This window comes from Pseudomonas fluorescens (genome assembly GCF_902497625.1).
In the GTDB taxonomy this organism is placed as follows: Bacteria; Pseudomonadota; Gammaproteobacteria; order Pseudomonadales; family Pseudomonadaceae; genus Aquipseudomonas; species Aquipseudomonas fluorescens_BQ.
The window spans coordinates 97,262-123,399 of the sequence record NZ_CABVGX010000008.1 but is presented as its reverse complement, the minus strand read 5'-3'; the positions used below and the strand labels follow the sequence as shown (position 1 = coordinate 123,399).

The following is a 26,138-nucleotide window of genomic DNA, read 5'->3' as shown; positions in this document are numbered from 1 at the left end:
ATGTCTCACGGACACCGAAACCTGTAGGAGCGAGGCTTGCCCGCGAAGCTTTCAGCGGTTAACGAACCGCTGCAAATACCCAACCTGCTCCCGATGCGCCACGTCCTGCACCACCGGCCGCAACCTGACCTTCGCCCCCGGCAGACACTGCGCCAGCCGCGCCAGTGCCAACGGCGTCAACGCCCCTAATCGCGGATAACCGCCAATGGTCTGCCGATCATTGAGTAACACAATCGGCTGCCCATCCGGTGGGACCTGCACCGCGCCCAGCGGGATGCCTTCGGAGATCATCGGTTTGCCCTGATACTCCAGCGGCGTACCCAGCAGGCGAATGCCCATGCGGTCGGCGCGGCTGTCCAATTCCCAAACACTGTTGAACGCGTCGAACAGGCTTTGCCCGCCGAACGCACCAATCTGCGCGCCGAGCACCAGGTCCAGCGGTGCATTGAGCTTCAGATCCGGGACATGCTCCAGGGGTAGTTCTCGCAGCAGAATCAACCGGCTGCCCGAATAGCTCAACTGCGCATCCTTGGTCAACGGCCGCCCCATGCCATCCAGCCCGCCGAGTTCCTCGCGGACCACCGTCGCACTGCTGCCCAGCACCTTCGGCGCATCAAACCCACCCGGCGCCGCCAGATAGGCCCGAGCGCCAAGCAGCGGCTGGGTGAATTGCAATCGCTGACCTTTTTGCAGCCGGAAACTGCGCCACGGCGCCAACGCCTCGCCATCAATTTGCGCGCCCAGATCCGCACCGGCCAACGCCAGCACGCAATCCTCTTCGGCCACGACGGTAAAGCCGCCGAGGGTGATTTCGATCACCGGCGCATCCAGCCCATTACCGAGCAGCCAATTGGCCCACGACATCGAACGCCAATCCAGCCCGCCGCCTTGGGTTACGCCCAAATGCCGCACGCCAAAACGCCCCGCGTCCTGCAACAGGCACAGCGGTGTACTCGCCTCAATGCTTAGACGGCTCATGCCTGGGCCTCCAGTGGCGTGTCGTCACCGCCCAGGTTGATGAACTCGGCATGGCTGACGGCTTCGAAGCGCACCGTGTCGCCCGGTTGCATCAGGCTGTAGCCGTCCCGCTCACGGTCGAACAGTTTGGCCGGGGTGCGGCCGATCAGGTTCCAGCCGCCGGGGGACACCACGGGGTAAGCCGCGGTTTGCCGCTCGGCAATGCCGACGCTGCCCGCCGCCACTTTCTTACGCGGAGTGTTCAGGCGTGGCGCGGCGAGGATCTCCTCCACCAAGCCCATAAAGGCAAAACCCGGCGCGAAGCCCAACGCGAACACTTGGTACTCACGCTCGCTGTGGCGGCGGATCACCTCGTCCATCGACAAGCCGCTGCGCTGGGACAACAGACTCAGTTCCGGGCCGACGCTCAAGTCGTACCACACCGGCAGCACATGGCATTTGCCGCTGGTACTGGCATTGGGCGAAAGATCGATCAACGCTTCAGCGATCAATTCACGCGCCTGGGCCGGACTAAGCACGGTCAGGTCGTAATGCACCATCAGCGTCGTATAAGACGGCACCAGATCGATCAAATGCCCGCCGAACGCAGCGCGCAGACTTTCGCTGGCGGCGAGCATCCACGGCATGTTCGCTTCGGCGATTTCATCGAACAGGCGCACCATCAGGCAGTCCAGCGCGACCACTTCCACCCGAGGTTTCATGACGCGCTCTGCTGGTTCAAGGCCTCGCGGATCCGCCGCACGGCGGCCACCGAACTGGCGTTGTCGCCGTGGACGCACAGGGTGTCGGCCTGCAAATGCAAAGCGCTGCCGTCATTGGCCGTGAGGTAGTCGCCATGGGCGATGATCAGCGCTTGTTCGATGATCTTCTCGGGATCGTGATGCACCGCTCCCGGCTGTTGCCGCGAAACCAGCATGCCGGCGCTGTCGTAGGCGCGGTCGGCGAAGGCTTCGAACCACAAGGTCACGCCGTATTCATCGCCCAATTGCTGCGCGGCGCTGTTGTCGCGGGTGGCCATCAGCATCAGCGGCAACGTGCGATCGTATGCCGCCACGGCCTGGATCACCGCGCGCAATTGCGCCGGGTTGGCCATCATGTCGTTGTACATCGCGCCGTGGGGTTTGACGTAACTGACCTTGCCGCCCTGAGCGCGGCAGATGCCGTCGAGGGCGCCAATCTGGTAATGCAGGATGTCTTGCAGTTCCTGGGCGGTATACGCCATGGAACGCCGGCCGAAACCGACCAGATCCTGATAGGCCGGGTGCGCGCCGATCTGTACGCCGTGGCTCAGGGCCAGGCTGACGGTCTTGCGCATGATGCTCGGGTCGCCGGCATGGAAGCCGCAGGCGATGTTGGCACAATCAATGAAGGTCATGACCTCGACGTCCAGACCCATGGTCCAGTTGCCGAAACTCTCGCCGATGTCGCAGTTCAATAGCAGGCGGCTCACGGTGAACACTCCTGTAGGCATATTCTTTTTTTACTGCCGGGACATTCTTGTAAAACATGCCCGGCAGATTATCAGTTACTCGGTATCAAGTTGCTTGCCACGGGTCTCCGGCAGGCTCAACGCCGCCAGGATCACCACGCCGTAGGACACCGCCGCAAACGCCCCGATGCCGACGCTCAGCGGCACTTTCTGGCTGAGCAAACCGATAAACAGTGGGAACAACGCTGCCAGCGCCCGACCGATGTTGTAGCAAAAGCCTTGGCCCGAGCCGCGAATCCGCGTTGGAAACAGCTCAGTCAAAAACGCGCCCATGCCGCTGAAAATCCCCGAAGCAAAGAAGCCCAGCGGGAAGCCCAGCCACAGCATCACGCCGTTACTGACCGGCAATTGGGTGTAGAGCAAGACGATGGTGAACGAGCCGACGGCGAACAGAATGAAGTTCTTCTTGCGCCCGAGGATGTCGGTCAAATACGCGCTGATGACATAGCCGACGTAGGAACCGACGATCACCATCGCCAGATAACCGCCGGTGCCGAGTACGCTCAAGCCCCGCTCGTTCTTCAGAAAGGTCGGCAACCACGAGGTAATCGCGTAGTAACCGCCGAGTGCGCCCGTGGTCAGCACCGAAGCGCGAATCGTGGTGAAGAGGATGCCGGGGGCAAAGATCTCGTAGAACTTCGCTGGGTTGCTCGGTTCTTCCTTTGCCTTGGCTTCGCGATAGATTTCCGGGTCCTTGACCAGACGGCGGACGAAGATCACGAAAATCGCCGGGACGATGCCGAGGATGAACAGCGCACGCCAGGCGTCTTCCGGCGGCAACACCGAGAACAGCAGCGCATACAGAATCGCCGTCAGCCCCCAGCCCAGCGCCCAACCGGATTGCACCATGCCCACCGCTTTGCCGCGGTCCTTGGCGCGAATCACTTCACCCATCAGCACCGCGCCGGCCGTCCATTCACCGCCGAAACCGAAGCCCATCAAGGTGCGGCTGATCAGCAGTTGTTCGTAGTTTTGCGCGAAGCCGCAGAGGAAGGTAAAGAAGGCGAACCACAGCACGGTCAGTTGCAGGGTGCGCACGCGGCCGATGCGGTCGGAGAGAATCCCCGCCACCCAGCCGCCGATGGCCGAGGCGATCAGGGTGCTGGTGTGAATCAGCCCCGCTTCACCGGTGGTAATGCCCCACATAGCAATCAGGGTCGGCACCACGAAGCTGAGCATCTGGGTGTCCATGCCGTCCAGGCCATAGCCGATCTTGCAGCTCCAGAACGTTCGGCGTTCCTGTTTGTTGATGTTGCGATACCAGTCGAAAGGTCCGGGGCGAGCCGTGGCCTTGGGGATGGCTGTGGTGTCGGGCGCACTCATGGCGAATCTCCGTGCAAATTTTATTGGTATTGTTCTGAGCCCCGACGACGCCTATCGTGGGAACCGGATGGCCTGATTTTTGGGCGCCCGGCCCTGTTGCGTCCAACTAATAAAAACCCGGTCCAGGCATAAGAAAAAGTTGATCCCATGAATCTCAAGTTCCTAGAGACCTTTGTCTGGGTCGCCCGACTCAAGAGTTTTCGCCTGACCGCGGACAAGCTCTTCACCACCCAGGCGTCAATTTCCAGCCGCATCGCGGTGCTCGAAAGCGAGCTCGGGGTGAAGCTGTTTCTGCGTGACTCGCGCGGCGTAAGCCTGACGCCGGAAGGCTTGAAAGTGCTCGACTACGCCGAGCAGATGATGGACACCATGCAGGCGCTCAAGCAGTCGATCGAGACCCGTTCAAGCAAGGTCGGGCGGGTGCGGATCGGCGTGATGGACACGGTTATTCATACCTGGCTGAGCCCCCTGGTGGCGCAGATGATGGATCATTATCCGCTGGTCGAAATCGAGCTGGTCGCCGATACCTCACTCAACCTCTGCGATCAGCTGCAAAAAGGCTTTCTCGATCTGATCCTGCAAACCGATCTGCTGCGACAGGAAAGCGTGCGCAGCCTGGAACTGGCCAGCCATCCAATGGGCTGGATCGTCGCCAGTCAGTCCCTCTACAACCGCACGTATACTGGCATTGCCGATCTGGCGCGGGAGCGGATCATCACCTATTCGAAAAACTCCCATCCGCATCAGGACATCCTCAGTCTGATGCAAGCCAACGGCGTGATGACGCCGCGGTTGAACTGCGTGAATTCGGTGTCGGCGATTACCCGGTTGTTGCGCGACGGCTTTGGCATTGGTGCGTTGCCACCGGTGCTGGTGGCTGAGGAACTGGCGCGTGGCGAGTTGACCTTGCTCGATATCGCCCAGCGGCCACCGGATCTGCAGGTGGTGGTGTCGTGGCGGACCGGGGTGGAGTGGGTCGAGGAGATTGTCGCGTTGTGTCAGCAGGTGTTGGTGGGGTATGCGGCCAAGGTGGGTGACAGTTACATCGTCCTCGCTGACTGATCGCATCCTGTGGCGAGGGGGCTTGCCCCCGTTGGAGCCCCCAAAAAATGGGACTGCTGCGCAGTCCAACGGGGGCAAGCCCCCTCGCCACAGGACCGTGTCAACTCACAACCCGCGCACATCCCGATCTTCAATCGGCCGGCTCTGGCGCAGGCGCTTGCCGCCCAGCACGACCCAGTCGATGAGCCGGAACAGGCATTCGATGCCGAACGACAGCAACAATGCGCCGCTCATGCCCCAGATCATCGCTTCCGGTGTCAGCAGGATCTGGTAGCTATAGCCGTTCCAGGTTTCCTTGCGAATGTCCGGATCTGCGGCCAATACCACCTGCAGAAAGCGGATGTACCACGGGCCCTGCATGGCCTGGAACTGTTTATCCAGCGCCAGCTGACGGTTGAGTATGTTGCTCAGGCTCTCGGCATCGCTGCGAAATATCGGGTCTTCGCTGGCGCGGTAATGCGCGACCAGGGCCTGCATGTCACCTTTGAAAAACTGATTGGCAGTGCCCTGAAAACCACTGAGGCTGGTCTGCGCTTCGAGCAGATGCGCTTCCACCCGCTTGGCGTAATCGCTGATAAATCCAGGCACCTGGACACCGATCAACAGGCCCGCCGCGAACAACACCAGCCGTAGATAACTGAGCAACATGAAGGCGAATCCTTATTCGGTCTTGCCCTGGCTGACGCATTCACCGCGTCGCCACAGGCTCCATTGGCCCGGTTCGTAACGGGTCCAGGTTTCATTTTCGGTCAACGGTTCGGTAGCGATCACTGTCACCACATCGTTGGGCGTGGTTTCGGCCTGGAAGTCGACGATCACATCGACATCCTTCAAGCGGGCCGGGCCGAACGGTGCGCGACGGGTGATCTGAGCCAGTTTGGTCGAGCAATAACAGAACAGCCAGTCGCCGTCGCTGAGCAGGCAATTGAAGACGCCCTTGCCACGGTATTCGGCGCAGGCGCTGACCAGGTCCGGCAGCAACTCTTCGATGTCCACCGGTTCCGGGAACGCACCGCGCACTCGATTGAGCAGATCGCAGAAGGCCGCTTCGCTGTCGGTATCGCCGACCGGACGGTAAAAACTCTTGATCGGCTCAAAACCGGCGAGCTGACCGTTGTGCGCGAAACACCAGTTGCGCCCCCACAACTCGCGTACGAAGGGATGGGTATTGGAGAGGCAGACTTTACCGACATTGGCCTGACGGATGTGCCCGATCACCACTTCACTTTTGATCGGATAACGCTGCACCAGGTTGGCCACTTCGGATTCGCAACTTGCCGCCGGGTCCTGGAATAAACGCAGGCCACGGCCTTCGTAGAAAGCAATGCCCCAACCGTCACGGTGTGGCCCGGTGCGGCCGCCGCGCTGCATCAGCCCGGTGAAGCTGAACACGATATCGGTCGGCACGTTGGCGCTCATGCCCAATAACTCACACATGTTCGGACTCTCGCTTCAGGGCCGGCTTACAAACGGGGTTCGACCCGCATGCGCTGGGGGTTGCTCGGCACCGGTGGGCGCCCGTAGCGATCATCGCCGGCACCGCCGAAGGGTTGATCGTCTTCGGGCTCGTCGACGCGCGCGGCCGCCTGGTTAGCGGCGGCCTGTTCCTTGCGGGCGTTGGAGGCGCGCTCGATCGGGAAACGGATCGCGACGAAAACCAGGTAGATGCCGAAGGCGATCATGCCGTACATGAACAGATCGGAGATCGCCCGCCAGGCGTTGTTGCCGACCTTGAACATCAGGTCGAGCGCGGTGATGGCGATGGCCGGCGCGATCTTTTCTTTCACCGGGTCGATGATGGTCGGGGTGAACAGCAACACCGCAACCAGCAGCCGCAGCGGCTCACGCAGCCAGCGCCACATCCAGCGGGTGATGCGCATCCATACCAGCAGGCAGCCTAAAGCGGCAAAGGCGTAGAGGCCCCAAGCGATCAGATAGTCGTTCTCGGTCATGGTGTCCATGGCAAGGCAGGCAAAGAGGCGCTTATAGTAACGACTTTTCGCTTGCCCGGCTTGTCCCAATGCCAGTCGGGCAATGTGGCGAGGGGGCTTGCCCCCGCTGGGTCGCGAAGCGGCCCTGAAACAGTCACCTCAACCTATCGTCCAATGGCGGTGACCGGTTAACGACTGCTTCGCAGCCGAGCGGGGGCAAGCCCCCTCGCCACAAGCCCGCATTAGCACGGTGCGAAACCCATATTCCGTTCATTGTTCGAGAGCCATTCATGCCCGTACCCGCCAACGTCACCAGCGCGCCCATTGCCCACAAGGCTGACGGATCTGATCCGTACGCCTGGCTGCAGGAGCGCGACACCCCTGCGGTGCTCGACTACCTGAAAGCGGAAAACAGCTATCAACAAGCGCAGACCGCCGATCAGGCAGAGTTGCGTGAAACCCTTTTCGAAGAAATCAAGGGGCGCATTCTCGAGACCGATCTGTCGCTGCCGTCCCCGTGGGGCCCGTACCTGTATTACACGCGGACCACGGCCGGCGATGAATACGCCCGTCACTACCGTTGCCCGCGACCGGCCGACGACAGCCTGCAGCTCGACGAAAGTCGCGAACAACTGCTGCTCGACCCGAATGAACTGGCCAACGGCGGGTTTTTCTCCCTTGGCGCGTTCAGCATCAGCCCGGATCATCAGCGCCTGGCCTACAGCATCGACGCTGCGGGCGACGAGATCTACACACTGTTCGTGAAGGAATTATCCAGCGGGCGCGTCAGCGAACTGGAATTCGAAGACTGCGACGGCAGCATGACCTGGGCCAACGACAGTCTGACCCTGTTCTTCGGTGTTCTTGACGAGACGCATCGTCCGCACAAGCTGTTCCGCTATCGGCTGGACGGCACGGCAGCCGAAGAAGTGTTCCACGAGCCGGACGGTCGCTTCTTCCTGCATTGCTACCGCTCAAGCTCCGAGCAGCAATTACTGCTGGCTCTGGGCAGCAAGACCACCAGCGAAGTCTGGGTGCTCGACGCTTTCCAGCCGCAGCAGATGTTCACCTGCATCGCGCCACGGGTTGAAGACCACGAGTACGACGTCGATCACGGCGTACGCGATGGCGAATGGACCTGGTTCATCCGCACCAACCGCGACGGCATCAACTTTGCGCTGTACTCGGCGGTCGATACCGGCACCGCGCCGACCGAGGCAGAATGGCAAAACCTGATTCCCCATCGCGATTCGACAATGATCGACGGCATGAGCCTCAATGCCGGTGCAATGACCCTCAGCCTGCGTGAAGGCGGCCTGCCGATCATTGAAGTCCACCCGCAGGATCTGTCGAGCTACCGGGTTCAGTTGCCGGACGCCGCCTACAGCCTGCACGTGCAGAACAGCCTGGAGTTCGTCAGCGACAGGATTCGCCTGCGCTACGAAGCGCTGAACCGTCCGGCGCAGATCCGTCAGTTGGCACTGGCCAGTGGCGAGCAGACAGTGCTCAAGCAAACCCCGGTGCTCGGCCCGTTCGACGCCGATGCCTACGTCAGCCAGCGCTTGTGGGCTACCGCGCCGGACGGGACGCAAGTGCCGATCAGCCTGGTGGTCAAACGCGGAGCACTCGGTCAGCCCACACCGCTTTATCTGTACGGTTACGGCGCCTATGGCGAAAGCCTCGACCCGTGGTTTTCCCACGCGCGCCTGAGCCTGCTGGATCGCGGTGTGGCCTTCGCGATCGCGCACGTGCGCGGCGGCGGTGAACTGGGCGAAGCCTGGTATCGCGCCGGCAAGCAGGAACACAAGCACAATACGTTCAGCGACTTTATCGCGTGCGCCGAGCATTTGATCGACAACGGCTACACCACCCCGAAACAACTGGCAATCAGCGGCGGCAGCGCCGGCGGTTTGCTGATCGGCGCAGTGCTCAACATGCGTCCAGACCTGTTCGGCGCAGCGATCGCTGAAGTGCCGTTCGTCGATGTGCTCAATACCATGCTCGACCCGGACCTGCCGTTGACGGTCACGGAATACGACGAATGGGGCAATCCTGAAGAGCCGGACGTTTATGATCGGATCAAGGCCTACGCGCCGTACGAAAACGTCGCCGCGCAGGAATATCCGGCCACGTTAGTGATCGCCGGCTACAACGACAGTCGCGTGCAGTATTGGGAAGCGGCGAAGTGGGTGGCTAAATTGCGCGCGACTAAAACCGACGCGAATCCTTTGTTGCTCAAGACCGAACTGGGCGCTGGACATGGCGGGATGAGCGGGCGATATCAGGGATTGCGTGACGTAGCACTCGAATACGCATTTGTTTTCAAGGTTTTGGGTATTGCCTGAGGAACTTGGCCCTGCGCATCGGTCTTACCTGCTGCACCTGGGCTTCACTCGCGTAGCAGCTGGCGAAGCCTGCGTCCGGCTCGGGCCGCGATCGGACGCAACAGTCGTCCTGTCGCATTCAGGGTGACCCGCCGGACGCAGGCTACGCCAGCTGCTACAAGGGAAATGTGTTTGGCCGGCAACAGCAACCACGGCCCAACTGTAACAGTCAAAAATCAGAACGTGACGACATGTCAGAACCGACCCTGCTCAACAACGAAATTCGCTACTGGCTGATGGACTGCGGCCTGTTCGATCAGCTGCTGCCTGCTGACTTTGCAGCGGCCTCTGGCTATTTCAGCATCAGCACCGTGGCTGAAGGTGAAGAAATTTTCCATGAGGGCGATGCCGGCAGCTTCATGTGCATCATCCACACCGGCCAGGTGGCCGTACAAAAGACCAACAGCGAAGGACAAGCGGTAACCATGGCCACGTTGCGCAGCGGTCGCGCATTCGGCGAAATGGCCGTGCTCGATGGTGAGCGGCGTTCGGCCACGTGCGTGGCAGCAAGCAATTGCCAGTTGCTTAACCTGGGCAAGGATTCGCTGGAAAAAATGCTCAACGATGCGCCAAAAATCGCCGCAAAAATCATCCGCGCGTTAGCGGTCTCGCTGTCCAGACGCTTGCGCATGGCTGACGGGCAATTGCTCTCCCAACAGGTCTAGCCTCCCGGCGACTTGATCTTTGCGCCGTCCTGCTCAAGGCCCGGCAACGGCTGATCCTTGGGTGGGCTTGGCACTATGATCGGCGGCAACAACGGCGGGCCACCGCTTCCCGGCCCGGCTTTGGGCACGCTGTTGGGCGTGATTTGCGGGTATGGCGTCGGCGTCGCCGTGCCAGGCGTGCCGAGCGATGGCGCGGGTGCAGTCGGGATGGTTTGGAGATCCGCAGCCTGTGCTGCAGTTATCGAGAGCGCGGCCAGGGCAATGACCGTTAGAATAGTGCGCTTCATCAATGGCTCCGTTGGCCTTGTTGTCTGTCTGCAGGCTACTCCCAACTGCGTTCGTTTGCCCTACCCAATGCCCATTCTTCTCAAGTGAACCCCATGAAACGTTTCGTTCTGCTCGACACCGCGCCCATTCCTGAAAACGGCGGTGCCCTGTGCCTGTTCGAATACGGTGAGGATTTCGTCATCAAGATCCAGGGTGGCGACGGCGGTCAGTTGATGAACACGCGCATGCACGGTTCGGAAGATGCCTTGGCGCAAATCCCTTGCCGCAAAGTCGCCGGCCGCCCGAACTCGCGGGTGTTGATCGGTGGCCTGGGCATGGGCTTCACCCTCGCCTCGGCCCTTAAGCACCTGGGTAAAACGGCCGAAGTGGTGGTCGCGGAACTGGTGCCTGGCGTCGTGGAATGGAACCGTGGGCCGCTGGGCGAGAAATCCGGTAAGCCGTTGCTCGACCCGCGCACGGTGATCCGCATGGAAGACGTGGCGAAAGTCCTGCAGGCCGAGCCACAAGGTTTCGATGCAATCATGCTCGACGTCGACAACGGCCCTGAAGGCCTGACGCAACGAGCCAACAGCTGGCTCTACTCCGCTGGTGGGCTGAGTGCCTGCGCCAAAGCGCTGCGGCCCAAGGGTGTTCTGGCGGTGTGGTCCGCCAGCGCCGACAAGCAATTTTCCGACAAACTGAAGAAAGCCGGCTTCAAGGCCGAGGAAGTGCAGGTGTTCGCCCACGGCAACAAAGGCACCCGCCACACCATCTGGATTGCCGAGAAGCTCAAGGGCTGAGCTAAACTCATCACCAATACCGTAGAAGCCGGCTTGCTGGCGATGGCGTCAGTACGACCGCTATCGCCAGCAAGCCGGCTTGCACGGGTAATGTGTTCATAACCGTCATCAGTCTTTTACAAAGGTGAACCCATGAGTTCGTCAACGCCGATCAACACGTCGAAACTGGACCGCATCCTCGCCGACAACCAGCGCGACAAGGAAATGGGTTACCGCGACAAGGCCCTGAAGATGTACCCGCACGTGTGCGGCCGCTGCGCCCGGGAATTTTCCGGCAAGCGCCTGAGCGAGCTGACCGTGCATCACCGCGATCACAACCACGACAACAACCCGCAGGACGGCTCGAACTGGGAATTGTTGTGCCTGTATTGCCATGACAACGAGCACTCGCGTTTCACCGACCAGCAATATTTCCACGAAGGCTCGTTGAGCACGCCGAAGATCGCCAAGGCGACGCACAATCCATTTGCGGCGTTGGCTGGGTTGATGAAGAAGGAGGACTGAATATCTTCCACGCCCAACCCGGCCCTATCGCCAGCAGGCTGGCTCCCACAGGGGGTCTCCTGCGCTCATGGCACTGGTGAGCGCCATGGAGCCAATGTGGGAGCCAGCCCTGCTGGCGATAGTTATGCTCCAGGCTTGCTCTTACAGGGGATCTCCTGTGCACATGGCACTTGTGAACGCCCTGAATCCACTGTGGGAGCCAGCCTGCTGGCGATAGTTATGCTCCAGGCTTGCTCTTACAGAGGATCTCCTGTGCATATGGCACTTGTGAGCGCCCTGAACCCACTGTGGGAGCCAGCCTGCTGGCGATAGCTATGCTCCAGGCTTGCTCTTACAGGGAATCTCCTATGCACATGGCACTTGTGAACGCCCTGAATCCACTGTGGGAGCCAGACTGCTGGCGATAGTTATGCGCCAGGCTTGCTCTTACAGGGAATCTCCTGTGCACATGGCACTTGTGAACGCCCTGAATCCACCGTGGGAGCCAGACTGCTGGCGATAGTTATGCGCCAGGCTTGCTCTTACAGGGAATCTCCTGTGCACATGGCACTTGTGAACGCCCTGAATCCACTGTGGGAGCCAGCCTGCTGGCGATAGTTATGCGCCAGGCTTGCTCTTACAGGGAATCTCCTGTGCACATGGCACTTGTGAACGCCCTGAATCCACTGTGGGAGCCAGCCTGCTGGCGATAGTTATGCTCCAGGCTTGCTCTTACAGGGAATCTCCTGTGCACATGGCACTTGTGAACGCCCTGAATCCACTGTGGGAGCCAGCCTGCTGGCGATAGCGATGGTTCAGGCACCGCCGATCTCAACCGAACACCCCTCCCCCAATCCCCGTATAATCGCCGTTTTTACCCGAAGGCACCCCGCTCGTGGCAGACAAACGGTACAGCTGCATTGGTTTGTATAACCCTAAATCACCGGAAAACGTTGGCTCGGTGATGCGCGCCGCCGGCTGTTATGGCGTGGCGTCCGTGTTTTATACCGGTAAACGATACGAGCGTGCCGCCGACTTCGTCACCGACACCAAGCGCGTTCACTACGATATCCCGCTCATCGGCATTGATGATCTGAAAAAAATCCTGCCGCTGGGCTGCGTTCCCGTCGCCGTAGAGCTGGTCGAAGGCGCCCGTTCGCTCCCCGAGTACACGCATCCGGACCGCGCGCTGTACATCTTCGGTCCGGAAGACGGCTCGCTGGATAAGGACATTCGCGACTGGTGCGAAGACGTCGTATACATCCCCACCACCGGCTGCATGAACCTGGCTGCTACGGTCAACGTCGTACTTTACGATCGGATGGCCAAAGGCCTGAACACGCGTTCCGGGGCGAAATTTCGCTGAGCAACGAATATTTGATGGAACAAGCCGCCCGCCCCGGCAGTCAGCTTAACTATCTATTCTTGAAGCAGCCCTTTCGCCAGGAGACAGATCATGACCGACATCAAACGCGTAGCTGAACGTATCGAATCCACTCCGTTCCAGACCCATACGGAACGCAACGTCCACGGCTGGGAACGCGCCGGCTCCCTCGCGGGTGGCGTAGTGATGATGGGCAAAGGCCTGCGTCGCGGCGGCATTTTCGGCCTGATTCAGCTGGCAATCGGCGGCGTGGCACTGGCGCGCGGCATCACCGGCCATTGCTCGGCCAAGAGTTTGCTGGAAAAGAGCCGTCACGAAATGAACACCGTGCGCGCAAAAATCGAGCGGGCTGGTGATGATCTGACTCGTTTGAAGGCCAATGCCGAAGCGGCGACCAGCACGGCGACCGTGACTGGCAATGATTCGCTGACATCGCCTAAAACCGGCGTTTAGGACAGAACCGATCGCAGCCCGCAGCAGCTCCTACGGGAATCTCTCGCCCACTGTAGGAGCTGCCGAAGGCTGCGATCTTTACCTATGTCACTGAATCCGTGTGCTGTCCAGGAACGCAAACGCGTTATCTGCCTATACACTCCGTTGTAAATTTCAGCCCGCGCGGAATATCAGGTGGTCTTCCCAATCGTCTTCGGCCACGCTGCCTTCGGCGAGCATGCGCCCTGATTGTGAAATTCGTTCGTGGTGCACGGCGTCGCGATCACCGCAGACCAGGTGATGCCACAGCGGCAGGTCCTTGCCTTCACTGACTAGCCGGTAGCCGCAGGTCGGCGGAAGCCATTTGAACTCGTCGGCCTTGCCCGGGGTGAGCTGAATGCAGTCGGGGACAAACTCCCGACGGTTCGGGTAATCGCTGCACTGGCAGGTTTTCAGGTCGAGAAGTTTGCAAGCGATACGTGTGTAATAGACGCTGTTGTCGTCTTCATCCTCAAGCTTCTGCAGGCAGCACAGGCCACAGCCGTCGCACAGCGATTCCCATTCCTGCTGATCGAGTTGATCGAGGGTTTTGCGTATCCAGAACGGTTCGACTTTGGCGGCCATGGTTCGAGCATCAACATCAAGGTGGTGAAAAGGCCGACAGTCTAGTGCCACGGCCCGTGCCGGCAAAAGCATTGGCGACTGCCAGTACAATCGGCGCGGGAATAGAGCGTTCAATACCCGCGATCGAAATCCACTTCGCCGCGCAATGCTTCGCCCGCCTGATAGGCCCGCAGATTCTCGACAAACAGCTTCACCATCAATGAAGGTGACGTCGGTGCCGAGCTATGGCCGGTCAGCAGCAGCCCCCAGGCCGTCCAGAACGGATGACGTTGTGGTAAAGGCTCCTGCCGGCAGACGTCAATAACCGCGCCCGCCAGATGCCCTTCCTTCAAGGCTTCGACCAGATCCGCATCGACCACCGCGACGCCGCGCCCGACATTGATGAACAACCCGGTCGGCTTGAATTGCTTGAACAGTGCTGCGTCATACAGGTCGTGGGTGGTCGGTGTGTTCGGCAGCAGATTGATCACATAGTCTACCTCGCCGACCAGGCGCGGCAGATCCGCCAGCGTTCCCACCTCGACAAAAGGCGCCAGCTCCCGCGCTTCGCTGGCAATGCCGTAAAGCTCGACGCCGAACGGCAGCAAAAAGCGCGCGACGGTCTGGCCGATGTCGCCGGTACCGACGATCAGGACTTTGCGCCCGGTCAGGCTCTGGCCCTGGCGGCTGTCCCACTTGCGCTCGACCTGGCTGACCAGACGCGGCAGCACTTCGCGCTCATGGCCAAGCATGTAGGTCAGCACGTATTCGGCCATCACCTGACCGAAAATTCCCACCGCCCGAGTCAGGCGATAGTGGCGTGGCAGACCATCGACCAGCAGCGGCGTGATGCCGGCCCAGGTCGATTGCAGCCATTGTGGCTGGTGCCCTTGACGCAGCAGGGTTGCCAGCAAGTCCGGCTGCCCTAGCCAGATCGGGCAATCAGCGGCCTGGCTGGCCAGCTCGGCAGAGTTACCGCTGGTAAGGACTTCCAGATCGGGAGCTGCCTGGCGCAGCAATTGGGCGTACACAGGGTGATCGTGTTCAGCAATCAGAACGCGCATGGTTCAAACCTTTCAAAAGCAGTGCAAACGGCCGCCGGTGGAGCAGCGCTCCAGCGCGGCGGCCATCGCCAAAATCATTCCAGTGTTTCAGGCAGATTCTGAACAGAACCTGTCTGCAGATCACATCGGATCGTTGCGCCGCAGCAATTCTTCCGGCAAGTGCTCGATGTACTCGTCCTCGGCCGGCGGCATTTGCAGGTGATAGCCCTGCTTCTCGAGATTGTCCAGGACCACGGTGATGTCCTCGCGCGACAGTTTGCGCTCAGGCGTCAACACCAGATCGAAGGCGTGATGCGGTTTGCCGAAGGCGGCCATCAGATTTTCCGGAACGCGCTCCAGTGCATCACTTTTGAGCACATAGAGGTACATTTCGTTTTTCTTCAGGCTTCGATAGATGGAGCAAATACGTTTCAAGGCTGTTCTCCGGGGGTGGCCAGGCTGTCGAGCAGCGCCTGGCCCATCAATTCGCGGCGCCAGCCACGCAGCGAATCAGGCAATTGGTAAGGACCGTTCGGGAAGCCGCTCTTGAGCAAGGCTTCAAGGGTTTTCTTGCGCAACATAAGCTCAGGCGCAATGTTCAGGCGCTCTGCTTCGGCCTGGCCAATGGCGCGCAACTGTTTGACCACCGCGGCGGCTTCTACTGGCAACGGCTCGGGCACATCAGGCGGCCATTGCTCGGGCGGGACATTAGCGCAGCGTTTGATCAGGTCCAGCAGGAATTCGCCGTCCTGACGCACAGTGCGCGGGTGCATGTCTTCGATTTTGGCCAGTGCACCGAGGTTGTCGGGCTGAGTTCGGGCAAGCGGCCACAGCGAATGTTCGCGCACGATGCGGTTGCGCGGCAGATCACGGGCGCGGGCTTCACGCTCGCGCCAGGCGCAGAGTTCACGCAGCACGGCGAGTTGCGCGCGGGATAGCTTCCACGCGAGCTTGGCGTCGCGGTACACCTCGTTCGGATCGATCTCGCGACGCAGGTTGGCCACCAGCTCGGCGCCGTCTTCCAGGACCCATGCGTATTTGTCGTCAGATAATTTCGGACGCAGCTGTATGAAGACTTCCGCAAGGTGCAAAGCATCTTCAGCGGCGTAGCTGATCTGCGTCTCGGATAGCGGACGTTGCAGCCAGTCAGAGCGCGTCTCGCCTTTAGGCAGGTCGATGCCGAGCACGTCCTGCACCAGACGCGAATAACCCATGGAGAAACCGAGGTTCAGGTAAGCGGCGGCCAGTTGCGTATCGAACAGTGGCACCGGCAGGCTACCCGTCAGGCGCAGCAGCACTTCGAGGTCTTCGCTACACGCATGCACGACCTTGACCACGGCAGGGTTTTCCAGGAGAGCCGCCAACGGTTGCCAGTTATCGATGGTCAACGGGTCGATCAGATAAGCGCGCACACCATCGCCAATCTGCAACAGGCCTGCGATTGGGTAAAAGGTGTCGACCCGCATGAATTCGGTGTCGAGGGCAACGAAAGGCAGCTGTTGCCACTCGGCACAAAACTGACCGAGGCTATCGTTGTCGCGAATCCAGTGAATATCGATGGCCACACGGCTCTCCCTTGAAGAATGGCGCGCAGTATATATCGCTACCGGCGACTTCCGCGCGTCCACTCATTCATTCTTTGCCGCGACCTGCGAGCGTGGCTGCAAACGGTTCAGGCATGATGCAGATACCAGCGCCAATCCTGCTCACCGACTTCGCCCATGAACTGTCGATACTCGGCTCTCTTCACGGCCATGTAGACGCCGAGAAATTCACCGCCAAACGCTTCCCGCGCCCAACTCGAACCTTCCAGTGCGCGCAAGGTGGTCAGCCAGTCGGTCGGCAACAATTCCGAAGCCTGGGCGTACCCGTTACCTTCAACGGGCGCGCCCGGGTCGAGTTGTTCGCGGATGCCGCGATGAATGCCGGCCAGAATGGCTGCCGCCGCCAGATAGGGATTGGCGTCGGCCCCGCAGATGCGGTGTTCGATATGCCGGGAAAACGCCGGACCACCGGGGACACGCAAACTCACAGTGCGGTTGTCTACGCCCCACGTGGCCGCCAGCGGCGCATAACTGTTGGTCTGAAAGCGCCGGTACGAATTGGCGTTCGGGCAGAACATCAGCAACGAATCGAGCAAGGTGCTGAGCATGCCGCCAACGGCCTGCCTGAGCAACGGCGTGCCATCCAGCGCTTCACTGGCAAACAGATTGTTGCCGTCCTTGTCCGCGAGACTGACGTGCATGTGCATGCCGGTGCCCGCCAGATCATCAAAAGGCTTGGCCATGAAACATGCAGTCATCCCGTGTTTATGCGCCACGCCCTTGACCAAGCGCTTGTAGCGCACCGCTTCGTCCATCGCCTGCAACGCGTCGCTGCGATGTTCAAGGGTGATTTCGACCTGCCCCGGCGCATATTCGGAAATCGCCGTGCGCGCCGGAATGCCCTGCAGTTTGCAGGCGCTGTAGAGATCGGCGAGGAACGGTTCGATTTGTTCCAGTTCGCGCAAGCCGTACACCTGCGTTCCGCGCGGCCGACCGCCATCGACGTCCCGCGCCGGTTGCGGCCGACCGTTGCTGTCGCGTTGCTGGTCGAGCAGGTAGAACTCCAGCTCCGCTGCCATGACCGGGTAATAACCATCGGCCTGAAGTCCCTCGATGACGCTCGCCAGCAGATGGCGCGGGTCGGCGACGGTTGCCGGCATGCCCTCCTTGGGATGCATGCTCACTTGAACGGCCGCCGTGGAAATCAGGCGCCAGGGCATGCGCGTCAAGCTGCCGCTGATCGGGTAGGCCCGGCAATCGATATCGCCGACGTCCCACACCAGTCCCGAATTCTCTACGTCGTCGCCATTGATCGTCAGGCCGAGAATGGTGCTCGGCAACGGCCGTCCGCTTTCGTAGACCGCCAGCAATTCATCACGATGCAACAGCTTGCCCCGAGGCACGCCGTTATTGTCGATGATGAACAGCTCGAACATTTCGATATCCGGGTTCTGCTCAAGAAAGGTCAGGGCTTCTTGCTTTGTGGCAAAAGAGGTCGTGGCACAACTCATGGGAATTCTCTGCTTTATACGTCAGGCATTCGCGCAGGCGATGCCGATTTGCCCGGCGCATGGCGCAGGACCTGTAAAACCATTCAACGCAGAAGGCAGGCATCCGGTGGGCGCGCGTGACGACAGTGCCACAACGCCCAAAAGGCGAGTTCGGAGGGTAAAGCGACTGGACAAGCGTCCATAAGGAAAACCGCAGCAGGCAGATGTTGGGCAGCGTCACATGCTGTGATGAGCCGATCAAGCAGGATATGACGAACCTTGGGTGAGAAATTACTAAACAATCGCTGAAATATGCTGCAAGAGTTTTTCCCGACGCCGTCCTCGCGCTACGATTATTTACATCAACCGTGCACGGAACGCGATGATCAAACGGGACAGCATGGGACCGACTCTCAAAGCATCCGCCATGTATCCCCACGTTGTGAAAAAGATCGAATGCCTCGATCTGTGTCACGCCGGGACGTAGTCGTTCATCCCGGCGTGACAACTCAGGCAAGGCTTGAGGTTAACTCAGTGCCCGATTGCCACTTTGCTGTAAGACTCGCGATCAATGTCCAGCAGCTCCACTGCGAGCTGGACCTCCACGTCTGCGGGCCACTGACAAAGATCCTGCACCACCGCCAACAGGCTCTCGGACAACTGCTTTTTGATCTGCGGCGAACGCCCGCTGAGCAAGGCAAGCTTCACATGCACAAAAGCACGCTCGCTCATCGCAGTCCCCACCTTGAAGGTCTCGAGCTTCACTGCACGGCTCTTGATGTCGAATTCGGCAGCAAACTGTCCAGAAGCCACCAGCGCATTATTCAGCCTGATCAACGCGACGTCGGCATTCAGCTCAGACAGATTGGCGGTGTATTCCATGTGCAGGTGAGGCATGAGTCGGCTCCTGAAAATAGGTGGAAGGGGCGTAGATATAACACAGCGTGGCTGCGATCACTCGGGCAACGGCAAGACCGCACGCTCACTCATGAAACCTTCAAGGCGCGAGCGCAGCCAGCGTTCAGCGGGATCGGTATCGACGTGGCTGAGCCAGACCATGGACAGGTCCAGCGTCGGTGTCTTGAACGGGAACGGCTCCTTGAACAGCAGGCCGGATGCGGCCATGGCCGCGGCAGTGTAATCCGGCAGACTCGCAATCAGATCAGTACCGGCGAGCAAGGCAGGCAACGCGCTGTATTGCGGCACCGATAACACCACCTGGCGCGTCCGGCCGATTTCCGCCAGCCATTCATCGGCGTAGCCGCTGACATTGGCAGTGTGCGAAACCAGCACGTGCGGGCGTGAGCAATATTCATCGAGCGTCAGCGGTGTATCGGAGGCATCGGCACGCAACACACTGGGCAGGATATGCCGTAGCAATTTGCGCTTGGCATTGGCCGGCAAACCGCGCGTCTGGCTGATCCCTACGGTGATGTCACCTGAGGCGAGCAAATCCGGAATCCGCCAGTAATCGACATGCTGCACAACGAACACCACCTTGGGTGCCTCCTGACGCAGCGCTCTCAGCAATGGCGGCAGCAGTCCGAATTCAACATCGTCCGACAGCCCGATACGAAACGTCATGGTGCTGCTGGCGGGGTCGAAATCATGGGTCAGGCTCAAGGCAATCGACAACGAGTCCAGCGCCGGCGACAAGTACTGAATCAACTCCTCGGCCCTGGCCGTCGGCTCCATCCGGTGGCCGACGCGAATGAACAGCGGGTCGTTGAACATCGTGCGCAAGCGGTTCAACGCCGAGCTGATGGTTGGCTGACCGAGAAACAATTTTTCCGCCACCCGCGTGACATTGCGTTCATGCATGAGTGTTTCAAACACCACCATCAAATTGATGTCGGCCTTGCGAAGCTCGTTGCGATTCATCCGTTGATTCCAATGCCTAGAACTGCTGACAGTTTAGGTATGTGGGGCGAGCGGCGTCTATCAGACATAAACACTAGAGGCTGGAGACTTGGGGTGTGAAAAGCTGCGGTGTTCGAGCTGCTCTCGATGGCGACGTCCGCTGCGATGTTCAGGTTCTGAGCGCTGATCAAGGCATAAGTGGCGCCGCCCTTGGCGAAGTCCGCACCCTTTGCGTTGATCACGACAGTCGAACCGCTGGCCAGCGTTGCATCGCCGGCCACTTTGATAACAGGGGTACCTGCCACGGTTGCGAAAGAGCACCGCATTCCACTCTGCCCGCAGACCATGAGGCTGCTCCGCCCTTTGATCGAAGATGCATCGAACGAGTCAGACTACCTTTTCCCCGGAAACAAACCCGGTACTCACCTCTCCAACATGGCCTTGCTTCAACTGCTGCGGCGGCTAGAGCGCCCAGGTCTCACCGCGCACGGCTTTCGCTCCACTTTCAGGGACTGGGCCAGAGAGACGACGACTACCCACTCTGCTCAACCGAAGGTGGTATTCCACCAAAAGCCTGGCCCCCTACACTGCAGAGAGCCGGGCCCCAGACGAAGGAAGCAGTTATAAGACGAAGGTCAAATGCACTTCCAGCTGGAGTGCGCGGCCCAACCCTTGCAACGTTGGGTAGCTTTTGCCCCTCATTTGCGGCCAACGCTCAATGAAAAACAGCCCCTTGTCGTCAATTTGAATTGGCGTGGTAATAAGTTCACCACTATTGGAGCGGTGGACCAGATTGACCTCGGTCCCTGAAGGCCGCTCGAAATGGAAACTACCGATAGCCCCGAGCCGCCCGCGGTCCGGCAGAGTTACGGCTTGAGGAGACGGGATACCGGCAATGCCGACCTCCAGCTTGAAATCACTGCGCACGGCCCGGGTGCCACGGGCCCCGATGCCCTCTTCGAAGATTTCCCAGCCGCCCGGGTGCAGCGCGCGTGCGCTGCCGGGAGCGACGTCGCGCACCGTCAAGCTGACCGCATCCTGCAATTGCACGATACCCGGCACACCCTGGAACATATTGGAGTGGGCGGAGCCCATGAATGCCACCCATTTATGCGGCCCCAATACTGCCTGATCCGCCTTGATCACCTCATTGGCGAAATAACTGAACAGGGTTGCACGGGGGTCCGTTCCTTTCAGGCCTTTGACGTTGTAACTGGAAACGCAATCCAGTGCCCTGACCCGTATCCCATACTTGTTCGCGGCTTTGACCACGTTGGTGTAAGTGTGCTCGCCCCCGTACCCGTACATATGCCCGATATCCTGTGTCTTCAAATAGAGTTTCAGGCTTTCCGGCATTTTCTGCGTACTGAAAAAGGCCTCCAGTTGCGCCTGATGCAGATCCGTGAGCAGGTGTTCCACGTACAGCGTCTTGACGCCCTGTGCCTTGAATAACTTCATGTGCTTGATCAGGAACTGTTTGCTTGAGCTGTGACCATGGACCTCGCCGATAATCAGTCCCAACTTCTGTTTGTAGAGTTTCTCGATAAACACCTCTTCACTGGCCGCCGTGGCGAGGTCGGAGAAGTCGGCACGCGCCGGGGGGATGTAATCGGCAAAAGCTTCGTTGGCGGTTTTCTCCAAGCGGTCACGGGTACCTATGAAAGCCTCGAACGCATCTTTATCCGGGCTTCCGGTTCGTGGCGCGTAGATGGGATCGAAGGGGTGACGCCACTGGCTCAATCCTTCCAGGTTGCTTTTATAGACCGCAGGCAGATCGAACGCACTGTAATGGGACGCTGCAGCGGGTACCTGTACCGTCTTTGAAGGGCCGGCAGTGGGCAGCGTTTGTGCGGCCGGGGCCATTGTCAGCTTGTAATCGCCTCGGGACAGCGCGGCGGAAGACGTATCGAACTCGACACCGACAGTTTGGCCCGGCGCAACGTCATCCACGCGCAGGGCAATGACATTCTGCAGATCGGTCAGGCCTGGCAACTCGTCAGAACGGCCTATGCGGTTGTGATCAACCAGGGCGATCCAGCCTTCATCGGCATTTTTTGCCGCCAGCGCCTTGTGAGAATAGAAGTTTCTGAGTTTGCTGCTGCGCGGGATAAACCGTTCGCCGCCGCGCAGCTCCAACACGTGTTCCATGTGATAGGAACTCGACGCATCCACGCCGTCGATCGCGACCTTGTGCTTGCGCGCTTCCTGCAACAGTTTGCGGTAGCTGAACGGGGCGTCAGTGCCCCAGCCCAAGGCTCTGTCGACCCGCGTAAGGTGGTCTTCGACGCGACTCAAGGCGTGAGCGATATTGCCCTTGACTTCCCCGTTGATAATTCTAAGTTTGCTGCGAAAAACATCGGCCGGCAGGTTTTCGATGTACACACGCTTGAGCCCTTGCTGGGCCAAGGCCTGCATATTGTCGATCAGTAGCTGCTTACTGGCGACGCTGCTGTTGGGCGCGCCAATGATCAGGCCCTTTTTGAGTGGGAACAGGGTGGCAAGCACGGCGGCGGGGCTGGCGTCCTGCGCCAGTACCGGCAAACCTTCGCGAGTGGGGCGCGCTGGGGGCGAGGTGTAGAACGCCTCGGCATCCTGGGTCAGCTGTTTCACCTGATTGGGATAGCTGTCGCGCAGCGGCGTCAACTCGAGATAGGCGCCTTCCCGTGCGCTTTGCGCAATGGCTTCGTCCCAATGACCGGCGAGGCTTTGCGTGAAATCAGGGTCGAGTGCCGCTCTGAAATCCCTGCCCTGCGCAGGTGAAATCTCATAGAGCGCCAGTGGCTGTTCAACCTCCTGCTGGGGTACCTGATACTTCTTGCGCCCCCCTCCCGCAACGCCAGAACGTACCCAACCGCCTTTGGCACTGTGATTGACCAGACGCGCGGTTGAACGCATCTGTCCGGTGAGTGGGTCATAGCGATACAGCAAATAACGCCCCAACGAATCCGGAGTGTTCTTTACCCAGAATGCCTTAGCGTCGAATAGCACGGGTTTCATATCCACAGGAATACGCGGATCAAACTCTTTGAGCAGCGCGGCCTGTTTTTGCGCTTTAAGGGCCGGCCTGATGGAAATCGCGTTGAACGGGCCTTTGAACGCTGGGCGAAGGTCGAACAACACGGCGCCCCCCAGGTTGCCCAGGTAACCGATGAAGTGTTGCAGCGCGCCGTCCTTGTCGCCCTGCTGGAAGGCATGGATGGCGAGCATCGCATCCTTGAACGCCAGCAAGCCACCCAGGCTCAGGCTCAGGACCGGAAAGGGAATGGTGGCAATGGCGGTGACCAGCTCGACACAGGTCCACAAAATTTCCATGATCATTTGAGTGCGATTAACCGTGGTGGCGGCCACGTCATCTGTCTTGCGTTGCAGCACCATGTTGTAGAACTGATGCCGCAAGTCGGTCAAGGGCGTGACACGGGCAATCGGGTCATGGCGCGCGGGGCTTGGCGTGGTGCGGTTTATTGCCTCCGGCAAGCCATTGCGGGCAGCTTCCAGGAAAGCCGCGACGCGGGCCTTGCCCTTGACCGTCACGCGGCTATGGAGATAGCCCGACACGCCGTCGACCTTTTTCAGCCAATAGTTGAACAGCTTCGCCTCACGCATGTCGACGCCGTCAGGAGCGTCGGGGGTGTACAGAAAAACCGTGTTATCGCCATGGCTGAACAGGTAACAGCCCATGACCCATTCGCCGTCGATCAGCAGCCGATGGACCTTGTAGAGGCTGCGAGTCGCGACCGCGGTATCACCAAGGCTGTCGATAGCACGCTCCAGCCAGGCCAGGTCGACACGGGCGATATGGCCGCGCAGGCAGCAGTCCAGCGCCGCATATTTCATCTGCAATTGGTTGATCGCCAGCGTGGCGTTGCGCCGTTCGGTGTAGCCCGGGCTGGTCGCGCTTTGCAGTTTGGCGCGAACTTCATCGGTGTAGCGCTGGCCGATCCACACACCGGTGACCGAGCGGGCCACGTTCTGTGGGGTAAGGCGGCCCAGGTCGACGCCGTCCGGCCCGCTGAAGGTGGCCGAGGTGGAGAACTTGGCGTCGATGAAGCCCACGTTATCCTCGTAGCCGTCTCTGTAGAGTCTGGTGTAGGACATGGGACGCGGCATGCCACCCAGCAGGGGCCAAGGGGCTGAAACGTACACGGTGTCCGGGTCGATATCGTTCTGGCGTCGGCCCAGCAGGGTGTTCAGGCTGAGTTTGGCTTGTGCGTGCAGGTAGGCGTTGAAGCTGATGAAGTTCGCTTCCGAATCGGGCCAGGCGTTATAGACGCGCAAGGCGCCTGCGGCGTCTTCGCCCAGGCGGGTCAACCGGGCCCGATCCGCCGCCGGGGCCGAGCGATACCACAACGGGGTGCTGTATTCGTAGTCGTCGATTGCCGTGCTTTGCGAATGAACCACCATGGCGTCCAGGCACACCGTAAGGGCGCACGAAGGCCCGAAGGTCACCTCTTCGTGTTCCTTCGCGCCGGGCTTGAAACCCAGCCCGGCGAGGAACGCGGCTATCTTCGGGCGATAACGCAGCGGGCATTGCTCAAGCAGGTAGTCGCTCATGGTCCGGTTGTTGTAGCGGGTTGTGTCATCGGCCCAGGCGATGATATGCGTCTGGCATTCGCGGTCGGTGGCAAATGCGATGAACTGCTGCTCGCGCGGCGAGCCGGGGGTGCACAACAGCAGGCGTCGGGTTTGACCGCCGCCGTCCTCCTCGCGCAGCAGCCACAGGTCTTTGAGCTGCGCGCCATGCAGCAGCACGGTCTGCCCGCGCAGTTGCGGGTTGGTACCAGCGCGCAGGTCTTCGAACAGCTGGTAATCCGCCTGGGCCAAGTCGCCGCGCAATTTTGCGACATAGGCCAGCAATACCAGGCGCTGATCGAACAGGTCACGGGCCGCCTGCTTGATTGCAGGCTGGCCCTGCATGTCTTTTTGCAACGAGGCAAACTCAAGGCGCGGTTGCAGGTCAGGCTCGCAGAGCATGTCGAGCAGGCCCTGCGCATTCAGGTCGGCATGCTCACCTTGCAGTGCCGCCCCCGCATAGGTAAGGGTGGTGTTAGCCAGAAAATCCGAGCCAGGCAGCTCGTCGCCTGCATGCAATCCCCAATAGCACAACTGCACCAGGCTGCGCTGCTGCTCGTAGGTACCGACGTTGGCGACTTTACGGCGGGTGGTGACTTGCAGGTGCTGGGGGTCCAGGTCATGCATCTCCAGCACTTCGTCGAGGTACTCGGTCAACTGGAACTGGGTCAGCGCCTGGGGTGAAGCGACAGGCCCGAGTAAATCGACCAGGGTGTTGCGGGCCTGGTTGTAAGCGCGGATGCACCGACTCAGGGTTTCCTGGGCCGACGCGTCTGCACTGCGATACCAGTCGGGCAGGCTGATGTACAGGCTGCGCTCCAGCAGCCGTTGTTGCCTGAACGCCAGGCGCAAGGACAAGTCCGGTAGCGCGGCTTTGACTGCATCCTCCAGCGCAGACTTGAGCAGCGCGGCATCCTGCGTCGGGTTGTCGACCAGGCTCAAGGCCCGGTCGATGTCCTGGCGGCGCTTGCCGAGCAATGCAGTGTAGGTGTGCTCAAAGAGCGGCTCGCCTTCAATCGGGAGCAGGTGCAGGGGCCAGATACCTGCGGCGTCCAGTGCCTGGTACTGCACCGGCAAGTGCCGGCAGATCTCGTCACGCCCTGCCGGCACTTTCAGAATCGCCTTGAGCGCCAGGTCGAGTTCCGCCAGGGAATCAAAGGGTTCCAAGCCTCGGTTGGGGGTAAACAACAGGACCTGGCCGAGGTCCTGCCCTGACACCAGATTGTCCACCACAGGACTGGATTTGCGCGTGAGGACGAAGGCCCCGGCAAACTCCACGGTTTGGTCCTGGTAACTGAAGTTGAGCGAATACATGCCCGGCCGGAAGGACGGGCCTCGGGCGCAGTCTTCAATCATGCGTTGTTCAGCGGGAGACAGCAGGTAATCACGCACATCAACGGCAGCCTGCTGTTCCAGCGCGGTGAGGCCCGCCGTCAGGGCGAAATAGCTCTTACGGCCCAGACCGTCCACCGGGTTGGCTTCGTCCAGGCGCTGCAGGTCGCTGTTCAAAGTGGCCTTGAGACTGGCGAGCAGCGCCTTGCCGGAGTCGAGGGTGAGGTCTGCCTGAGCCAGGGCCTGGAACAGGCTGCGCGACTGGCTCAGCAATTGTTCATTGGCGGCGATCAGTGTGGTATTGAGTTTTTCCAGCGCCAGCAACTCGACCGGCATCTGGACGGGAAGTCTGGTTTTGCTGCGCAGCTCAGGGTCGACTTCCAGCAAGTGCGTGCGCAGTTCCTGAAACGTCGGTCGGGGTGACGGAGTGTTCGGCGTGCTCATTGGCACTGTCCTCATGCTGATGGGATGAACCTTCAGTATGAAGAGAGACCCAGGC

Annotated in this window: 23 protein-coding genes; 7 read left to right on the top strand and 16 right to left on the bottom strand. The window is 60.2% G+C overall.

Annotated elements, in window-relative coordinates:
• Positions 1-51: 51 nt before the first annotated feature.
• From F8N12_RS07525 to F8N12_RS07510, 4 genes are all read right to left on the bottom strand, one after another.
• A complete protein-coding gene (locus tag F8N12_RS07525; protein ID WP_150579895.1) occupies positions 52-978 on the bottom strand; it encodes a biotin-dependent carboxyltransferase family protein in 927 nt (308 codons plus the stop codon).
• Positions 975-1,679, bottom strand: coding sequence for a 5-oxoprolinase subunit PxpB (pxpB, locus tag F8N12_RS07520; RefSeq protein ID WP_150579894.1), 705 nt, complete (start codon positions 1,677-1,679; stop codon positions 975-977). Before pxpB ends, F8N12_RS07525 begins: the two co-directional genes overlap by 4 nt.
• A complete protein-coding gene (locus tag F8N12_RS07515) occupies positions 1,676-2,428 on the bottom strand; it encodes a 5-oxoprolinase subunit PxpA (RefSeq protein ID WP_150579893.1) in 753 nt (250 codons plus the stop codon). Before F8N12_RS07515 ends, pxpB begins: the two co-directional genes overlap by 4 nt.
• A 75-nt stretch (positions 2,429-2,503) precedes the next feature.
• On the bottom strand, positions 2,504-3,790 hold the full coding sequence (locus F8N12_RS07510) for an MFS transporter (RefSeq protein WP_150579892.1): 1,287 nt from the start codon (positions 3,788-3,790) through the stop codon (positions 2,504-2,506).
• Between the two features lie 147 nt (positions 3,791-3,937).
• Here F8N12_RS07510 and F8N12_RS07505 point away from each other — a divergent pair, with 147 nt between their 5' ends.
• Positions 3,938-4,852, top strand: a complete 915-nt coding sequence (locus F8N12_RS07505; protein WP_150579891.1) for a LysR family transcriptional regulator — start codon at positions 3,938-3,940, stop codon at positions 4,850-4,852.
• 105 nt (positions 4,853-4,957) lie between these two features.
• On the opposite strand, the gene F8N12_RS07500 is transcribed toward F8N12_RS07505, so the two are convergent.
• Genes F8N12_RS07500 through F8N12_RS07490 form a run of 3 tightly spaced genes read right to left on the bottom strand, consistent with a single transcriptional unit; the run spans position 4,958 to position 6,813 of the window.
• Positions 4,958-5,500 carry a DUF2937 family protein gene (locus tag F8N12_RS07500; RefSeq protein WP_150579890.1) on the bottom strand — a complete coding sequence of 181 codons (543 nt, stop codon included), beginning with the start codon at positions 5,498-5,500 and terminating at the stop codon, positions 4,958-4,960.
• A 12-nt stretch (positions 5,501-5,512) separates the two neighbouring features.
• The gene (locus F8N12_RS07495) at positions 5,513-6,289 is read right to left on the bottom strand and encodes a class II glutamine amidotransferase (RefSeq protein ID WP_150579889.1); all 777 of its coding nucleotides are present in this window, start codon (positions 6,287-6,289) and stop codon (positions 5,513-5,515) included.
• A 26-nt stretch (positions 6,290-6,315) separates the two neighbouring features.
• Positions 6,316-6,813 carry an MFS transporter gene (locus F8N12_RS07490; RefSeq protein ID WP_150579888.1) on the bottom strand — a complete coding sequence of 166 codons (498 nt, stop codon included), beginning with the start codon at positions 6,811-6,813 and terminating at the stop codon, positions 6,316-6,318.
• Positions 6,814-7,073: 260 nt separating this feature from the next.
• Here F8N12_RS07490 and F8N12_RS07485 point away from each other — a divergent pair, with 260 nt between their 5' ends.
• Together F8N12_RS07485 and F8N12_RS07480 are read left to right on the top strand one after the other, a co-directional pair.
• Positions 7,074-9,128 (top strand): S9 family peptidase, encoded by a 2,055-nt coding sequence (locus F8N12_RS07485; RefSeq protein WP_150579887.1) that lies wholly within the window; start codon positions 7,074-7,076, stop codon positions 9,126-9,128.
• Positions 9,129-9,358: 230 nt separating this feature from the next.
• Positions 9,359-9,832: a cyclic nucleotide-binding domain-containing protein gene (locus F8N12_RS07480; RefSeq protein WP_150579886.1), complete on the top strand. Its 474-nt coding sequence runs from the start codon at positions 9,359-9,361 to the stop codon at positions 9,830-9,832.
• Here the strand turns inward: F8N12_RS07480 and F8N12_RS07475 are convergent.
• Complete coding sequence (locus F8N12_RS07475; RefSeq protein ID WP_150579885.1) at positions 9,829-10,119, bottom strand: hypothetical protein; 291 nt, start codon at positions 10,117-10,119, stop codon at positions 9,829-9,831. The two genes, F8N12_RS07480 and F8N12_RS07475, sit on opposite strands and share 4 nt — an antisense overlap.
• Before the next feature lie 93 nt (positions 10,120-10,212).
• Here F8N12_RS07475 and F8N12_RS07470 point away from each other — a divergent pair, with 93 nt between their 5' ends.
• The 4 genes from F8N12_RS07470 to F8N12_RS07455 all read left to right on the top strand — a co-directional run bounded on the left by F8N12_RS07470 (position 10,213) and on the right by F8N12_RS07455 (position 13,219).
• Positions 10,213-10,899 carry a spermidine synthase gene (locus F8N12_RS07470; RefSeq protein WP_150579884.1) on the top strand — a complete coding sequence of 229 codons (687 nt, stop codon included), beginning with the start codon at positions 10,213-10,215 and terminating at the stop codon, positions 10,897-10,899.
• Positions 10,900-11,031: 132 nt separating this feature from the next.
• Positions 11,032-11,403 carry a YajD family HNH nuclease gene (locus tag F8N12_RS07465; RefSeq protein WP_150579883.1) on the top strand — a complete coding sequence of 124 codons (372 nt, stop codon included), beginning with the start codon at positions 11,032-11,034 and terminating at the stop codon, positions 11,401-11,403.
• Between the two features lie 874 nt (positions 11,404-12,277).
• Positions 12,278-12,748 carry an RNA methyltransferase gene (locus F8N12_RS07460; RefSeq protein ID WP_150579882.1) on the top strand — a complete coding sequence of 157 codons (471 nt, stop codon included), beginning with the start codon at positions 12,278-12,280 and terminating at the stop codon, positions 12,746-12,748.
• A gap of 90 nt (positions 12,749-12,838) precedes the next feature.
• Positions 12,839-13,219 carry a DUF2892 domain-containing protein gene (locus tag F8N12_RS07455; protein WP_150579881.1) on the top strand — a complete coding sequence of 127 codons (381 nt, stop codon included), beginning with the start codon at positions 12,839-12,841 and terminating at the stop codon, positions 13,217-13,219.
• A gap of 153 nt (positions 13,220-13,372) precedes the next feature.
• On the opposite strand, the gene F8N12_RS07450 is transcribed toward F8N12_RS07455, so the two are convergent.
• The 8 genes from F8N12_RS07450 to F8N12_RS07415 form a co-directional block, all read right to left on the bottom strand.
• On the bottom strand, positions 13,373-13,822 hold the full coding sequence (locus F8N12_RS07450) for a YcgN family cysteine cluster protein (protein WP_150579880.1): 450 nt from the start codon (positions 13,820-13,822) through the stop codon (positions 13,373-13,375).
• Between the two features lie 110 nt (positions 13,823-13,932).
• Positions 13,933-14,865, bottom strand: a complete 933-nt coding sequence (locus tag F8N12_RS07445) for a D-2-hydroxyacid dehydrogenase (protein ID WP_150579879.1) — start codon at positions 14,863-14,865, stop codon at positions 13,933-13,935.
• Positions 14,866-14,985: 120 nt separating this feature from the next.
• Complete coding sequence (locus F8N12_RS07440; protein ID WP_150579878.1) at positions 14,986-15,279, bottom strand: YcgL domain-containing protein; 294 nt, start codon at positions 15,277-15,279, stop codon at positions 14,986-14,988.
• Positions 15,276-16,409, bottom strand: coding sequence for a ribonuclease D (gene rnd / locus F8N12_RS07435; RefSeq protein ID WP_150579877.1), 1,134 nt, complete (start codon positions 16,407-16,409; stop codon positions 15,276-15,278). Before rnd ends, F8N12_RS07440 begins: the two co-directional genes overlap by 4 nt.
• 107 nt (positions 16,410-16,516) lie before the next feature.
• Complete coding sequence (locus tag F8N12_RS07430; RefSeq protein ID WP_150579876.1) at positions 16,517-17,899, bottom strand: glutamine synthetase family protein; 1,383 nt, start codon at positions 17,897-17,899, stop codon at positions 16,517-16,519.
• A 510-nt stretch (positions 17,900-18,409) separates the two neighbouring features.
• Positions 18,410-18,775 carry a 5-carboxymethyl-2-hydroxymuconate Delta-isomerase gene (locus tag F8N12_RS07425; RefSeq protein ID WP_150579875.1) on the bottom strand — a complete coding sequence of 122 codons (366 nt, stop codon included), beginning with the start codon at positions 18,773-18,775 and terminating at the stop codon, positions 18,410-18,412.
• A 57-nt stretch (positions 18,776-18,832) separates the two neighbouring features.
• Positions 18,833-19,759, bottom strand: coding sequence for a LysR substrate-binding domain-containing protein (locus F8N12_RS07420; RefSeq protein WP_150579874.1), 927 nt, complete (start codon positions 19,757-19,759; stop codon positions 18,833-18,835).
• 600 nt (positions 19,760-20,359) lie between these two features.
• Entirely contained in the window at positions 20,360-26,083 is a 5,724-nt protein-coding gene (locus F8N12_RS07415) for a membrane-targeted effector domain-containing toxin (protein ID WP_150579873.1), read from the bottom strand.
• Between the last annotated feature and the right edge of the window lie 55 nt (positions 26,084-26,138).

Coding starts and splice junctions, on each gene's coding strand:
- F8N12_RS07475 (WP_150579885.1), bottom strand. CDS start 10,119: ATGAAGCGCACTATTCTAACGGTCATTGCCCTGGCCGCGCTCTCGATA.
- F8N12_RS07415 (WP_150579873.1), bottom strand. CDS start 26,083: ATGAGCACGCCGAACACTCCGTCACCCCGACCGACGTTTCAGGAACTG.
- F8N12_RS07490 (WP_150579888.1), bottom strand. CDS start 6,813: ATGGACACCATGACCGAGAACGACTATCTGATCGCTTGGGGCCTCTAC.
- F8N12_RS07470 (WP_150579884.1), top strand. CDS start 10,213: ATGAAACGTTTCGTTCTGCTCGACACCGCGCCCATTCCTGAAAACGGC.
- F8N12_RS07485 (WP_150579887.1), top strand. CDS start 7,074: ATGCCCGTACCCGCCAACGTCACCAGCGCGCCCATTGCCCACAAGGCT.
- F8N12_RS07420 (WP_150579874.1), bottom strand. CDS start 19,759: ATGAATCGCAACGAGCTTCGCAAGGCCGACATCAATTTGATGGTGGTG.
- pxpB (WP_150579894.1), bottom strand. CDS start 1,679: ATGAAACCTCGGGTGGAAGTGGTCGCGCTGGACTGCCTGATGGTGCGC.
- F8N12_RS07525 (WP_150579895.1), bottom strand. CDS start 978: ATGAGCCGTCTAAGCATTGAGGCGAGTACACCGCTGTGCCTGTTGCAG.
- F8N12_RS07465 (WP_150579883.1), top strand. CDS start 11,032: ATGAGTTCGTCAACGCCGATCAACACGTCGAAACTGGACCGCATCCTC.
- F8N12_RS07430 (WP_150579876.1), bottom strand. CDS start 17,899: ATGAGTTGTGCCACGACCTCTTTTGCCACAAAGCAAGAAGCCCTGACC.
- F8N12_RS07455 (WP_150579881.1), top strand. CDS start 12,839: ATGACCGACATCAAACGCGTAGCTGAACGTATCGAATCCACTCCGTTC.
- F8N12_RS07495 (WP_150579889.1), bottom strand. CDS start 6,289: ATGTGTGAGTTATTGGGCATGAGCGCCAACGTGCCGACCGATATCGTG.
- F8N12_RS07500 (WP_150579890.1), bottom strand. CDS start 5,500: ATGTTGCTCAGTTATCTACGGCTGGTGTTGTTCGCGGCGGGCCTGTTG.
- F8N12_RS07480 (WP_150579886.1), top strand. CDS start 9,359: ATGTCAGAACCGACCCTGCTCAACAACGAAATTCGCTACTGGCTGATG.
- F8N12_RS07510 (WP_150579892.1), bottom strand. CDS start 3,790: ATGAGTGCGCCCGACACCACAGCCATCCCCAAGGCCACGGCTCGCCCC.
- F8N12_RS07450 (WP_150579880.1), bottom strand. CDS start 13,822: ATGGCCGCCAAAGTCGAACCGTTCTGGATACGCAAAACCCTCGATCAA.
- F8N12_RS07445 (WP_150579879.1), bottom strand. CDS start 14,865: ATGCGCGTTCTGATTGCTGAACACGATCACCCTGTGTACGCCCAATTG.
- F8N12_RS07425 (WP_150579875.1), bottom strand. CDS start 18,775: ATGCCTCACCTGCACATGGAATACACCGCCAATCTGTCTGAGCTGAAT.
- F8N12_RS07505 (WP_150579891.1), top strand. CDS start 3,938: ATGAATCTCAAGTTCCTAGAGACCTTTGTCTGGGTCGCCCGACTCAAG.